Annotated in this window: 16 protein-coding genes; 7 read left to right on the top strand and 9 right to left on the bottom strand. The window is 39.8% G+C overall.

What is annotated here, in order from left to right:
- Positions 1-2 precede the first annotated feature (2 nt).
- The 5 genes from ribD (at position 3) to NST21_RS25575 (ending at position 4,194) form a co-directional block, all read left to right on the top strand.
- Positions 3-1,097, top strand: a complete 1,095-nt coding sequence (gene ribD / locus NST21_RS25595; RefSeq protein ID WP_340892040.1) for a bifunctional diaminohydroxyphosphoribosylaminopyrimidine deaminase/5-amino-6-(5-phosphoribosylamino)uracil reductase RibD — start codon at positions 3-5, stop codon at positions 1,095-1,097.
- Positions 1,098-1,121: 24 nt separating this feature from the next.
- A complete protein-coding gene (locus NST21_RS25590) occupies positions 1,122-2,216 on the top strand; it encodes an FAD-dependent monooxygenase (protein WP_340892039.1) in 1,095 nt (364 codons plus the stop codon).
- Between the two features lie 16 nt (positions 2,217-2,232).
- Positions 2,233-2,796, top strand: coding sequence for a 5' nucleotidase, NT5C type (locus tag NST21_RS25585; protein ID WP_340892036.1), 564 nt, complete (start codon positions 2,233-2,235; stop codon positions 2,794-2,796).
- Positions 2,797-2,946: 150 nt separating this feature from the next.
- The gene (locus NST21_RS25580) at positions 2,947-3,345 is read left to right on the top strand and encodes a hotdog fold thioesterase (RefSeq protein ID WP_056524770.1); all 399 of its coding nucleotides are present in this window, start codon (positions 2,947-2,949) and stop codon (positions 3,343-3,345) included.
- A 129-nt stretch (positions 3,346-3,474) separates the two neighbouring features.
- The gene (locus NST21_RS25575; RefSeq protein ID WP_340892034.1) at positions 3,475-4,194 is read left to right on the top strand and encodes an MOSC domain-containing protein; all 720 of its coding nucleotides are present in this window, start codon (positions 3,475-3,477) and stop codon (positions 4,192-4,194) included.
- Between the two features lie 59 nt (positions 4,195-4,253).
- On the opposite strand, the gene mnhG is transcribed toward NST21_RS25575, so the two are convergent.
- From mnhG to NST21_RS25535, 8 genes are all read right to left on the bottom strand, one after another.
- A complete protein-coding gene (mnhG, locus tag NST21_RS25570) occupies positions 4,254-4,592 on the bottom strand; it encodes a monovalent cation/H(+) antiporter subunit G (RefSeq protein ID WP_057215271.1) in 339 nt (112 codons plus the stop codon).
- Positions 4,576-4,812, bottom strand: coding sequence for a Na(+)/H(+) antiporter subunit F1 (locus NST21_RS25565; RefSeq protein ID WP_379168183.1), 237 nt, complete (start codon positions 4,810-4,812; stop codon positions 4,576-4,578). The genes mnhG and NST21_RS25565 overlap by 17 nt, the downstream gene beginning before the upstream one ends.
- Positions 4,813-4,859: 47 nt before the next feature.
- Positions 4,860-5,336 (bottom strand): Na+/H+ antiporter subunit E, encoded by a 477-nt coding sequence (locus NST21_RS25560; RefSeq protein WP_053348734.1) that lies wholly within the window; start codon positions 5,334-5,336, stop codon positions 4,860-4,862.
- Between the two features lie 6 nt (positions 5,337-5,342).
- The gene (locus NST21_RS25555; RefSeq protein ID WP_340892029.1) at positions 5,343-6,824 is read right to left on the bottom strand and encodes a Na+/H+ antiporter subunit D; all 1,482 of its coding nucleotides are present in this window, start codon (positions 6,822-6,824) and stop codon (positions 5,343-5,345) included.
- Positions 6,817-7,158 (bottom strand): Na(+)/H(+) antiporter subunit C, encoded by a 342-nt coding sequence (locus NST21_RS25550; protein WP_056525719.1) that lies wholly within the window; start codon positions 7,156-7,158, stop codon positions 6,817-6,819. The genes NST21_RS25555 and NST21_RS25550 overlap by 8 nt, the downstream gene beginning before the upstream one ends.
- Positions 7,158-7,580, bottom strand: coding sequence for a Na(+)/H(+) antiporter subunit B (locus tag NST21_RS25545; RefSeq protein ID WP_340892028.1), 423 nt, complete (start codon positions 7,578-7,580; stop codon positions 7,158-7,160). Before NST21_RS25545 ends, NST21_RS25550 begins: the two co-directional genes overlap by 1 nt.
- On the bottom strand, positions 7,577-9,979 hold the full coding sequence (locus NST21_RS25540) for a Na+/H+ antiporter subunit A (RefSeq protein ID WP_340892027.1): 2,403 nt from the start codon (positions 9,977-9,979) through the stop codon (positions 7,577-7,579). The genes NST21_RS25545 and NST21_RS25540 overlap by 4 nt, the downstream gene beginning before the upstream one ends.
- Before the next feature lie 519 nt (positions 9,980-10,498).
- The gene (locus NST21_RS25535) at positions 10,499-10,720 is read right to left on the bottom strand and encodes a hypothetical protein (RefSeq protein ID WP_152952404.1); all 222 of its coding nucleotides are present in this window, start codon (positions 10,718-10,720) and stop codon (positions 10,499-10,501) included.
- Positions 10,721-10,922: 202 nt separating this feature from the next.
- Between NST21_RS25535 and NST21_RS25530 the strand changes: the two genes are divergently transcribed.
- A complete protein-coding gene (locus NST21_RS25530) occupies positions 10,923-11,300 on the top strand; it encodes an enoyl-CoA hydratase (RefSeq protein ID WP_340892026.1) in 378 nt (125 codons plus the stop codon).
- A gap of 112 nt (positions 11,301-11,412) precedes the next feature.
- Here the strand turns inward: NST21_RS25530 and NST21_RS25525 are convergent, their stop codons facing one another.
- Entirely contained in the window at positions 11,413-12,552 is a 1,140-nt protein-coding gene (locus NST21_RS25525) for a transglycosylase domain-containing protein (RefSeq protein WP_340892025.1), read from the bottom strand.
- Between the two features lie 446 nt (positions 12,553-12,998).
- Here NST21_RS25525 and kapD point away from each other — a divergent pair, with 446 nt between their 5' ends.
- A complete protein-coding gene (kapD, locus tag NST21_RS25520) occupies positions 12,999-13,622 on the top strand; it encodes a 3'-5' exonuclease KapD (protein ID WP_340892023.1) in 624 nt (207 codons plus the stop codon).
- Positions 13,623-13,657: the final 35 nt, after the last annotated feature.

Raw genomic sequence — 13,657 nt, 5'->3', positions numbered from 1 at the left:
CTATGAATAATGATCAATATTACATGAAGTTGGCGCTTGATTTAGCGGCCAGTGCTAAAGGAAAGACGAATCCGAATCCAGTAGTTGGGGCAGTTATAGTTAAAGATGGTGTCATTGCCGGAACGGGGATCCATCGTAAAGCGGGTGAGCCGCATGCGGAGGTTCATGCGTTTAAAATGGCTGGGGATTATGCGAAAAATGCGACTCTTTACGTCACTCTTGAGCCATGTTCCCATTATGGAAAGACACCTCCGTGTGCTAATTTAGTAAAAGAATCAGGTGTACGTCGAGTTGTGGTGGCTACACAAGACCCAAACCCTGAAGTTGCGGGAAGAGGAATTTCAATTCTTCGGGATGCAGGAATTGAAGTGGAAGTCGGAGTTTTGGAAAAGGAAGCCCAAAGACTGAATGAGCGTTTTATTCACAATATGATAACAAATCGTCCATTTGTCATTTCTAAATATGCGATGACGCTCGATGGCAAACTTGCGACCCATACAGGCCATTCTAAGTGGATTACAGGAGAAGAGTCTCGCCATTCCGTTCACCTTCTTCGTGATGAAGTCGATGCTATTCTCATCGGTATTGGGACTGTATTGGCTGATAACCCATCCTTAACGACTCGGCTTCCAGAAGGCGGAGGGAAGAACCCAATACGAATTATTTTAGACAGTGAACTCCGTGTTCCATTAGATGCCAATATTGTTCAGGTATCGGATGCTAAAACCGTGATTGTGACGCAGGAAAATGCATCTGTAGATAAAATTGCTGCCTTAAGTGAAAAGGGAATTGAATTCATTATTGTTCCAAAAACAGATGCGGGTTTGGATTTGAGAATTCTGATGGAAGAACTATATAAAAAAGGAATAACGGATGTCTTACTTGAGGGCGGAAGTGAAGTAAACGCCTCATTCCTAAGGGCAGGACTCATCGATAAGTACTTGATCTATGTCGCACCTAAACTATTAGGCGGGAGAAACTCGCTTACACCATTTAGCGGAATCAATGTAGATACAATGGATGAAGCAATGGATGTTTCCATCTCTAGTGTGGATATGTCTGGAGAGGATATCTGTATCATTGCTTATCCTAAATAAAAAATAGACAACAGGTGAAAAAGCATGGTGGTTAAATCAGATGTATGTATTGTCGGATCAGGACCAGGAGGAGCGCTATTAGGCTACCTATTGGCCAAACAAGGCATATCAGTCATCCTACTTGAGAGGCATTCAGAAGTAGCAAGAGAGTTTCGGGGTGAGTTTTTAAACGATGAAGGAGAAAGCATTCTTAAAAAGCACGGCTTATTCGAGGATGTGGAAGAGCTTGGCTTGCTTAGAATGGAGCAAATTGAATATTGGCAGGACGGCCAAGTATTTAAGAGGATTTTTCCCGAAGTTACTAAAGATAACCTTGGCATCCATGTCCCTCAGAATCACCTGCTTACTGCTATATTGAATGAAGCTGAAAAGCTCGATTCTTTTCAATTGATGATGAACACACGGGTGACTGACTTAATTCAGAACGAAATGGGCCAATTTACCGGTGTGGAAGCTCGAAAAGAAGAAAACAACATTAGAGTGGAAAGCTCATTGATTATTGGGGCGGACGGCAGATTTTCAACTGTTAGAAAGAAAGCGAAAATTCCTGTGGTTATTAAAAACCATGGCTATGATTTGCTGTGGGCTAAGATTCCTGCTCCACAGGGATGGAAACCTTCCATCAAGATGGCTTTGGTCAATGATTCCCAGCTTGCTCTCTTCACTCAGGCAGGAGGTTTTATACAAATCGGGTGGAATATTGAACATGGTTCGTATCCTCATCTGCGAAAACAACCCTTTGAGCCATTTATTGAAAAATTGATATTAGCCTTCCCAGAGTTAAAGAGTGTGGTGCGAGAAAATATTCACTCCTGGCAGGATTTTATTTTATTGGATGTTCACAGTAGCTATTGTGAAACGTGGACAAAAGATGGGGTTGCTTTATTGGGCGATGCGGCCCATACGATGACACCTACAGGCGCGTTTGGCCTTAATTGTGCAATGAAGGATGCAGATATATTAGCTGATCTTATTCAAGAATGCATCAAGCAGCAGGATACCAGCTTTTTTGGTCTGAAAATGGCTGAGCCGAAAAGAAAAGCCGAGATTGAAAAATTACAGGCCGTTCAGGTGGACAAGGAAATTTCCTTCGCATCACAGTTTGCCGTTTATGTTTGAATGAGGAGTGAAGGATATGAAATTTGGTTTTGATATAGACGATACTCTTATTAATTTGAGGGAGTTTGCGTTCCATCTCTATAATAAAAAGCTTAATAAGAATGTAGAGTTAACGGAATTCAGGGCATTAAAAACGCTAGAGATCCATGAAGCTTTCGGGTTGGATAAAGAGGCAGGAGGAAAGATGTGGAACACCCTTGCCGAAGAAGTCTATTATTCATCCTGTCCAGCCTTTGAGGGCGCAGTAGAGACGTTACAGGAGCTTGAAAGCGAAGGACATGAGATATACTACATTACCGCCAGAAAATCGGAGCATGGTGAACGGACGAAAAAATGGTTGGTCGAAAACGGCTTTCCAGTTAAGGACGAACATTTTTACTGCGGTATGAGGGATCATGAAAAAATTGAAACGATTCGCGAATTGGAATTGGATTATTACTTTGATGATAAACCGGCAGTTTTGGAAACATTATTGGATATTCCGACGAAAGTATATGCTATGGATAACTCCTATAACAGAGAAATGGATATTCCAAGATTGACAAGTTGGTTTGAACTGAAAGAGATTCTTTCAAAGTAACGCACTATCAATATAGGATGAAGGATGACTTGATTAAACGTGAGTCATCCTTTTTATATATAATAATTTATATGCGTTTTTCTGTTGTATTACTTAATGAAAAGGTAAAATTATCTAGATAATAAAAAAACAAAATGTGGGGGTATAGAGATGGAGATTAATATCGAAAAGTCACTGATCGGTACGCTTGGAATTGAAATGAAAGAAATAAGTGATGGGAAAGTCGTTGCGACGATGCCAGTTGATGAACGAACAAGGCAGCCGCTTGGTTTATTGCATGGAGGAGCATCTGTAGCCCTTGCGGAAACAGTCGCAAGCGTTGGTGGAATACAGCTTGTTGATAGTACGAAACAAGCGGTAGTTGGTCTTGAAATCAATGCCAATCATGTAAGAGGCGTGCGTTCTGGTCATGTTATCGCAGAAGGGAACATAATCCATCGCGGGAAGTCAACAATGGTATGGGATGTGAAAATCAGGGATAACCAAGATCAACTTATCTGCATCTCACGCTGTACATTAGCTATAATTGATTTACCAAAAAGTGAGTAAAATGAATGAAATTGATTTTAGAAATAACGCAGTGTTTTTGTAATCTAGTTCCTTTTCTTGATTCTACATTGCTTGGGTTAAGTATAATCATGTTGTAGGCCTTTATTGTTTAGAAAGGAGTTTTCTCTTATGCTGGTTGGTCATGTACAAGAGATAACCCGTCACCCGGTAAAATCGTTTACAGGGGAACAGGTACAAAAAACTAAGGTTATGGGATATGGATTATATGGAGATCGCAGCCATGCCTTTAAAGATAAGAATGGAAAGTTTTTAACGATTACTCAAGTTCCTGAAATGGTCCGTTATCAAGCCGTTTTTTCTGGAGAGGAAGCTCTGGACCATTATCCGGAAATTCAAGTGAAAACTCCTTCAGGAAACGTGTTAACCTGGGGAGATACAGCCTTTCAAGAAGAAATGGATCAGCTGTTAAAACAGGAGGCATCATTCGTTGAGTATTCACCGGCACATATTCCATTGGGAGCTATTGAAGAAGAGAGCATCTTACTTGTGAGCGACGCCTCGATTGCCAAATTGACAGAGCTTTGGGGAAAAGAAGTAGATGGCAGGAGATTTAGGCACAATTTGGTGCTGTCACTAATGAACAAAAAACCCTTTCTAGAAGAGAAGTGGTTCGGAAAGAGACTTCAAATCGGAGATCATGTTGAATTGGAAATTAAAAGGCATTGTGAGCGTTGTATGATAATAACAGTCGATCCAACCAATTCAAAAAGAGATCCATCTCTTTTAAAAACAGTAGTCAAAGAAAGAAAAAATCATTTTGGCGTGTATGCCTCGGTAATTCGAACTGGTGAAATCAGTTTGGGAGATCAAGTATTTTTAAAGGATTAAGACATACAAAAGAGCTGCCCCTTTCAACAGGGCAGCTCTTTTGGTATGGATATACCGAATCATCGGCTTTTCTTCAAATCATCCTGGACACTTTTATCCCACATTTTAACGCCGGAATGGTAAGCGGAGCGGTTGATTAAATGTCCGGCTACGGGGCTTGTCATGAAGATAAAGAAAATTGCAAGCACGACACGGAAATCGAAGTGGCTATGCTTATAATAAAAATATAACAATGTGCCGATTAGGATGAACATGATTCCGAGTGTTGAACTTTTGGATGCAGCATGATTTCTTGTATAGACATCAGGCAGTCGGATTACACCGAAAGCTGAGACTAAAAAGAGAAATACCCCAATTAAAATGAATCCAGCTGATAGGATTTCAACGATCTCGATCATTTTCGATAATCTCCCCTTTCTCAAGGAATTTAGCGAAAGCGACCGTTCCGATAAATGATAGGATTCCGAGCAGCAGAATGGCTTCAAGATAAGCGCTTGTATCCATAACGATGGAGGCAAGCGCTACGATTGCAATAAGGTTTATACCCATCGCATCAAGTGCAACGACCCGGTCTGGCACGGATGGTCCTTTAATTAAACGATATAAAAAACCAATCATGGAAAGGGAGGCACCGAGCAACGCGATTTTAAGTAAAAGATCAAACATTATTTGCTCACCTCCATAATCGCTTTTTCAAATGTATTTTTAATGCTGTCTACGGCTTCTTCTTTGTCGGCGATATCCATCGCATGAATATAAAGAATTCGATTATCTTCAGAAACTTCAACGACAAGTGTTCCGGGGGTCAGTGTAATTAAATTTGATAGTATCGTAATTTCCCAATCTTTTGTAAGCACGGTCTCGAATGCAAATATGCCAGGCCTCATATCCAGTTTGGGCTTAAGCACGACCTTAAGGACGCTAACGTTTGATAATATGAGCTCCCTGGCGAAAATCAGGGTTAATTGAATGACAGCTTTCACCCGATTCAGGTAAAAACGCTCAGTGAAAAAATGACGGAAGACAAACATGATACCGAGCCCTAATACATAGCCGATGATAAAGGTGCTCCCGTTAAATTCATTTTTTAAAAACATCCAGATAACCGCCAGGAACACATTCAGTAAAATTTGAAAGGACATCAGGCACTACTCCTTTAAAACCGCATCGATATAAATATCGGGATTCATTAATGTGTCAACAGCTTGTGAAATAAAAGGATAAATTGATTCTGTTCCAACTCCGTATAAAACGGAAAGGACAACAAGGAGAACAGCAGGAACAAGCATCTTATTAACCGTATTTTCAGCTAGGGTATAATCTGTTTTTGGAGTACCCCAGAAGCCATTTATGAAAATCTTCATCACCGAGTATAAAACCATTAAGCTTGATATTAAGACTGCAGCCATTCCAAAGTAGGCCTCTTTTTCTGCAGCTCCCTGAAGAATCAGCAGCTTGCCAGCGAATCCGCTGAAGGGAGGAATCCCTGCCAATGATATGGCTGCAATAAAAAAGGTCCAGGCAAGGGCAGGGTATTGCTTGATCAGTCCACCCATATTCCGTAAATTATCTGATCCGCTGATTTTAATCATGATACCAACCAACAGAAAGAGTGCTGCCTTAATCAGCATGTCATGAATGATGTAAAGAATGGAACCAGATAAGGCCTGTTCATTCATCAAGGAGATTCCGAAAATGATAACCCCAACTGCAATGATGATATTGTAAATGATAATTTTTTTAACATCCCAATAGGCGATCGCACCAATGACACCGATGATGATGGTTAAGATACCAAGTATCGCTAAAAAAGTATGGGTGAAATTTTGGTCATGATAAAACATCAGTGTATAGGTCCTGAAAATAGCGTAAATCCCGACCTTGGTCAGCAACGCTCCAAATAGAGCCATCACTGGGATAGGTGGGGCATAATAGGACCCAGGGAGCCATTGGAATAACGGGAAAATAGCTCCCTTCAAACCGAATACGATTAAGAAACCAATGGCAATCACCGAGATGATCCCAGGCTGGTTAACCTCTGATATCCGCTGGCTGAGGTGTGCCATGTTCAAGGTGCCGAGAACTGAATACAGGTATGCGACCATGATGACGAAAAAGGCAGATGATAGTACATTGACGATAATATACTTCAATGATTCTCTAAGCTGGATTTTCGTTCCTCCAAGAACGAGAAGGACGTAAGAAGCCATCAGCATGACTTCAAAGAAGACGAATAAATTAAATAGATCTCCCGTGAGGAATGCTCCGTTAACACCAATCAGTAAAAATTGAAATACAGGATAATAATAGTGTGTTTCACGTTCTTTACCAATAGAGTAAACCGAATAAATCAATATAGCTAATCCAATGATATTCGTGGTTAGAACTAGCAGCGAGGAAAGCATGTCAGCGACAATCACAATCCCAAATGGAGCATCCCAGCTACCGACACCGAGTGTCAAAATCCCTTGATTATGAACGGAAAGGACTAAATAAAGGGATATTACGATTCCAATTAGGGAGGAAAATAGAGAAATCCCTCGTTGGAGCTTGATTTTTTTTGCAAAGAAGATGAGGATAATGCCTGTAAAAAGCGGCCATAAAACAGGCATAAAAGTTAGATTATTCATTTGCTTCCGTACCTCTCATTTCTTCCATATCATCAGTTCCAAGCTCCTGATAGGTTCGGTAAGCAAGCACCAGTAAAAATGAGGTGACACCGAAACTGATGACAATCGCAGTTAAGATAAGTGCTTGCGGAAGCGGGTCAACATAGGATGCCACTTTATCGCTAAGCAATGGAACCGAGCCACCTTTTAAACCGCCCATCGTCAAAATTAAAAGATGGGCACCGTGACTGAGCAAACCAGTTCCTATTATGATTCGTAAAATGCTTTTTGAAAGCATTAAATAGGTCGCACTCATAAATAAAATTCCAATGACAATGGCCATTAAAAGTTCCATTATTCACTCTCCCCAATCGTTTGAATAATGGTCATCGTTACACCAACAACCACAAGATAAACACCTAAATCAAAAAGTACTGCCGTATGAAGCGAGATGTGACCAAGAATAGGTAGGTCGATATATCGGTACGCATGGGTCATAAGCGGAACCCCGAACACTAACCCACCAGCAACAGTCAGGCTTGAGATGAACAAGCCTGAACCAATCATTAATTTATAGTCAATCGGCAAGATCTTGGTGACGGTTTTAATGTCATAAGCGAGCAGAAGCAGGACAATTGCTGCTGAAGTCATCAAACCTCCGACAAACCCGCCCCCTGGCGAATAATGGCCGCCTAAAAAGATGGCTACCGAAAAAAGTAAAATAACAAAGGCGGCTACCTTCGTCACCGTTTGAAGAATCAGGTCATTTTGTTTCATGAATTCTTCCTCCCCGTCAGCCGCAACTTAATCATCGCGAAAATCCCGAGCGCAGCAATAGAAAGAACACTGATTTCGAACATCGTATCAAGTCCGCGGAAGTCAACTAGAATGACATTTACTACGTTTTTCCCGCCTGCTTCCTTGTAAGCATTTTCAAGGTAATAACTTGATATAGAATCAAATAGTTTATTGCTATGAGCTGATAAGGCAATCATTGTGACGACGACGCCTACGCCAATAGAAATCAAAGCGTTATTCAACCTGAAGGTCATCCGCTCTTCCTTTCTGCTTGCCAGTAATGGTAAGTGAAAGAAACAGAGCAAAAACAGCGCGACTGAAATCGTTTCGATGACTAGTTGTGTTAATGCTAAATCCGGTGCCCGGAACAAGACGAAAAATAGTGAAATCGTATAACCGACAGCTCCTAAGATGATAATGGATGTTAAACGGGATTTTGCAAACAGAATGGCAATGGAGCCAATCACGATAATCGCCGCTAAAACCAATTCATATAAACCAATCGGGGCAAAATTCCCTGTATCTAATTTAAATGCATTCTTCCAATAGAGGGCAAAGCCCAATGATAGAATAAAGAAAAGGAAAATCGATAATAAATAGGTCCGAATAGAGCCTGTCATTAGAAATTTCATGACAGAGGAAGCGGAGCGCTCGAGCGCATTTAGCCCATTATCATACAGAGCGTTCAAGGAAAAACGTTCAGGCAACCACTGATAAATCCTTTTCCATTTCGGAAACGTTTTGTATAAAATTATCCCTATTACAATGATGCCAATTGTCATCCATAATTCTGGTGAGAATCCATGCCAGAAAGCGATATGAACTTGGAAATCTGAATCTACTAAGTTTGGCTGTATGCTGGCTACCGCCGGTTTAATAATTGACGAAGACAGCAGATTTGGAAAAATTCCAAAAACAATGACCAAGGTAGCAAGGATAATCGGAGAAATTAACATGCCGATTGGTGCCTCGTGCGGCTTCTTTTCTAATAGATGGAGCTGAAGCTTGCCAGTAAAGGGCTTGAGAACGACAATCATGCTGTAAATAAATGTGAACACGCTGGCAACCCAAGCTAGAACGGGGAACAATACCCCCCATGTCTCCATATTGAAAATATCTAGTTCTAATACATTCACCATACTGGCCAAGAACATTTCTTTACTTAAGAAACCATTAAAGGGTGGAAGACCTGCCATTGAAAAAGCACCGATGACGGCCACGGTAAAGGTGATTGGCATCAGCTGCATCAATCCGCCGAGCTTCCGGATATCCCGGGTGCCAGTTTCGTGATCAATAATACCAGCAACCATGAATAGACTGCCTTTAAAGGTCGCATGATTGATTAAGTGGAAAACAGCTGCCACCGTGGCTGCCAAGTATATATTTTCACCCAATGTGTCATAGTGGAGTGCGGCTGCTCCAAGTCCCAATAGAGACATGATCAAGCCAAGCTGACTGATGGTGGAGAATGCCAGAATCCCCTTTAAATCGGTTTGCTTGACTGCAGAGAACGAACCCCAGAATAGGGTAATCAAGCCGGCAATTGAAACGCACCAGAACCAAACGCCAGATTCTGCGAAAACTGGGCTTAAACGGGCAACCAGATAAATTCCCGCTTTGACCATTGTGGCGGAATGAAGGTAAGCACTGACCGGTGTCGGAGCTTCCATCGCATCAGGAAGCCAGATATGGAATGGAAACTGTGCGGATTTAGTGAAGGCACCAAGTAACACGAGCAGAAGTGCGGGAGTGAAGAGCGGGTGGTCCATCAACTCTCCGCTTTGTGAAATCAATTCACGTATGCTGAATGTGTTCCCCATAATGGAAAGGAGGATGATTCCTCCAAGCAGGCTTAAGCCCCCGAACACGGTGATAAGCAGGGATTTTTGTGCTCCATAACGTGAGCGCTCCCTTTCGTTCCAATATCCAATCAATAAAAAGGATGATAAACTCGTAAATTCCCAAAAGGAATAAAGGACGATTAAGTTATCAGAAAGTACAACGCCAAGCATCGCACCCATGAAAAGCAGGAGGAAGACGTAAAACTGATTCAGCTTTTCTTTCACTTTTGATAAATAAAAAATCGAATACAAAATTACGAGTGAACCAATTCCTGTAATGAGCAGTGCAAATAAAAGTCCAAGTCCATCTAGATAGAAATCAACATGAATTCCGAGAGAAGGAATCCATGTAGCTCTTTCCGTAATTACTTCTCCTTGTTTGGTCAATGAAATGAACCGTGAAAAATAGGTGAAAAGTAGAACAGGTAAAATTAATACAAACCATCCTGTATGTATTTGTCGAAATAGTTTGTATAAGAACGGTACTATAATTGCTAATAGAAACGGTGATAATACCGCCCAATGAAGCAAAGACATAAACTCCCCCCCTTTTAAACGAAGTTATTCGTCTTATTATGCATTTTTTCAGCAATCCTAGACGTTAGGATATCTTCGTTGAATGTGTTTTTTATTAATAAATGTTTGTCTTGCTTAAAAGTATAACGTAATTTTTCAGGGTTTGCATGGCTTTAGGAGCAGGGGTGGCATGCCGAAATAAAGATTTATATATAGGTAGAAAAGGAGAGAATATAGACCTAAAAAAATTTATTTTTTAAGAAATTTTAAAGGAATAATAAATGCCATACATTGTCGAATTGAATAATATCTTGCATAATAATAGGATAAAAGATACATAGATGGATAAAAAATGAAAAACACTATTTACTTAGTTATTTCCCAGTCATTGCAATACTGTTATTTAGCCTTTCCTTTGCGATTTATCAGCGTTATTGCAAGTTTGCCAATACAGTAAGAAAAAGAAGGTGGCTAATGAGGGCACCTTCTTTTAATGAAAAATGTTTTTTTATTCTGGTGTTTGGTTGATATCTTTCCAAATCAACACATGCGAGTACGTGAATAAATTGATTGAAGATTGGATGGCGTGTCTTTTCCAATCCAAACCCCTGTTGTGTAGTTTGCAGTCAGTCCGACAAACCAAATGTCTTTAACGTCATTGGTCGTTCCGGTTTTTCCACCGATATAATCCGTTGGAAAGTATGCTTTACGCGCCGTCCCGTTTACGGTTACTTCATGGAGGAGCTGCCGCATCTTGCTCACCGTGTCCCTGTTCCATATCTTCTTTGGTTTGTCCTTCCTAGATGGAGATTGTAAAGGAATGTACTTAAACTATAGAAGCAAGTTAGTGGAACAAGGGTTTCTTGAATTTGTATGGAATATATTGCCTTGAAAGGTCTGGTGTTGATGTAATATTCACATTGTTCTTAACCAGACAGTATAAAACATTCAGGGGGAGATTAAAATGTCATTAAAAGCAGGAGATATAATTACGTTTGAACGAACTTTTACAGTAAGGGATGTTGAATTATTTACTGAGATTTCAGGTGATGAGGGGATTCATCATATAACCCCAGATGAACAAGGAAGACTTGTAATTCAAGGGTTATTAACGGCGACTCTGCCAACAAAAATAGCTGGAGATAATAATGTACTGGCTCGCAGTACGAATTTTGAGTTTTTAAGACCTGTTTTTACGGGAGATACAATAATTTGTAAAGTTAAAATTGAAAAATACGAAAGGCAAGAAAATAATAGAACAGCTTTTATTGCAATTTTTTTATGTGAAAATCAGAATAAAAAAGAAGTATTGAAAGGGGATGTTTCAGGCGTAATTCTTTAAACTTTCTTCAACTAAAGGGAGCGATTGTGGAAGAACATATTTACAAATGATCAAACTTTTTTATAAATGCCAAACATAAATCTGCTGGAAAAGAATCCATTTTGATCAAACTTTATTTTAAAACCACAATTTTTAAAGTGACCATTCCATAGCTGCCACAGCTGTAATTTTTCGGGAAATAGCTGGCTCCACTTACAAGTTGAGTAATATCCGCATTTGTTTCATCGATATAGGGTGCATAATCAAGAAGTGGTTTAATGGCTGATCCTGGTTGCCTATAGCTTTGGTAAGCTCGATTGAAAGAATTTTTTTTATAATCTTTTCCCCCAATCAAAGAGACAAGCTCGTGCGTATGATGCTGTATAACCACTATAGCTCCCTCGATATCATTGACGCCGATTTTTGATTGCACAGCAGTCTTAGACTGGGTTTGTAACTTAGTATCTAGTGCGGTATGGATGGTTACACCGGAATTCAAAAGCTTTTCGACCCTTTTATTCAGCTCGACTTCCGCCTGCTGACGTGCAGCTTCATCAGAACTTTGCAAAGACTTTGTGAGACCTTCAGAGGATGCTACCAGGTTTTTCAATTCTTGATGAACATATGTCACATAATCGGGATATAAGTCGATCGTGGTGGACAAGTCTAATTTAATTGTTTCTTTGACAAGCTTTTCATACTCGTTCTGTTTTAATTTACCTTCTGCGACCATTTGCTTTAGAATCCGTTCCTGACGCTTTTTCGTTTTATCAAAATGTTTAAGAGGGTTATAGAGTTCGGGATTATTAGGAATCGCTGCTAGGAATGACAATTCTGATTTTGATAACTCCGCAGTTGGTTTACTGAAATAAAACTGAGAAGCAGCTTCAATTCCGTAAGCTCCATTATGGAAATAAATAGCGTTGATATATAACTCAATGATTTCTGATTTCGATTTTTTTCGTTCTAACTGATAGGCATAAAAGAGTTCACTAAGCTTTCGATTATACGTTCTGTCATGGGTAAGATAAACATTTCGGGCTAGTTGCTGGGTGATGGTACTGCCGCCTTGTTCTAAATCATTGTTTTGTGAATTGACTAAAAGCGCCCTGCTGATACCGGTTATGTCAACACCTGCATGTTCATAAAAATTTTGATCTTCTGTAACAATGAACAAGTCTTCTAGGAACAAAGGTATTTCTTCAAGTTTCAGGTAAGTTCGTTTTTCACCATTGGAAATGTCACTTATTACTTTCCCATTTGCGGCCGTCATATAACTTGTCCGAGCCAGTTCGATAGTTTCAATGGGAATTCTCTCGTCGAGAACATGATTGGGAGATTGGGTTTTAGACCACTCTTAATAGGAAAGAAAAATAAAAATGGATAAAACAGGAAACAAGAAGAAAATCGTGATATAACCAAGATACGTGCGCATAGTTCAACTTCCTAACTAATATATTTTTAGTATGTTTCTGGAAAAGTATAGGGAATAAAGGATGGTACTTTCGATTTATGAATCCATCATAATCCAATTAAGGAAGACAATAAAGAGTTTTAAAAGAAATTGGGAATCGTCAGTCGCAATGACACTGAATATCTAGGGTAGTAAAATCCAATAAAAATTTTTCTAAATCTTCTGTTATAATATTCTCATGAGAATATTGAAAACCAAATTTTGGTTGATATGAAGATGTCAGGAATAAGAAGGGGGTCATTAAAATGGAGGAACAACAGCAATATATATTCATTGATTTTGAATTTACGATGCCTGAAGGAAAAGCGAATCCAGTAGGGTTTTATCCGGAAATTATTGAGGTCGGTTTAGTCTCAGTTATAAATGAGACAATCCAAGAACAGTTCTCTTCCTTTGTTAACCCGTTGAAATTTCCAGTCTTAACGGGAAGATGTAAGAAATTCTTGAATATCACCCAAAATCAGGTGGACCGGGGGATTTCATTTGAAGAGTTGGTTTCTTTATTGAAGGAAATAGATGAGCAAGCTCCATCGACAATTGTGACTTGGGGAAATATGGACATGAAGGTACTACGGCAGAACTGTCAGAAATCAGGATTGAAGTTTCCTTTTTCCGGGAAACAAGTGGATCTTTGCTTGGAATACAAACGCTTTTTCGGAGATCAAAATCAAACCGGATTATGGAAGGCTGTACAGGCCTATGGAAAAGAAGGGACAGGCAAGCACCACAGAGCCCTTGATGATGCGATTACGACCTATAACATCTTTAAGTTAGTCGAGAAAGATAAGAGTTATATGCAAAATCATGAACCGACGACAATTGGCGATCGCATTGATTTATCGAAGGTATTGAATCATTTAGCGTTATAAAAGCCAAATCAATTACTACTGATTTGGCTTTTATC

Origin of the sequence: Peribacillus sp. FSL K6-1552, from assembly GCF_038005205.1 — a bacterium.
Taxonomy (GTDB): Bacteria; Bacillota; Bacilli; order Bacillales; family DSM-1321; genus Peribacillus; species Peribacillus butanolivorans.
Note: the sequence above shows the minus strand (reverse complement) of the source record. Positions and strands in the feature narration are given on the sequence as shown.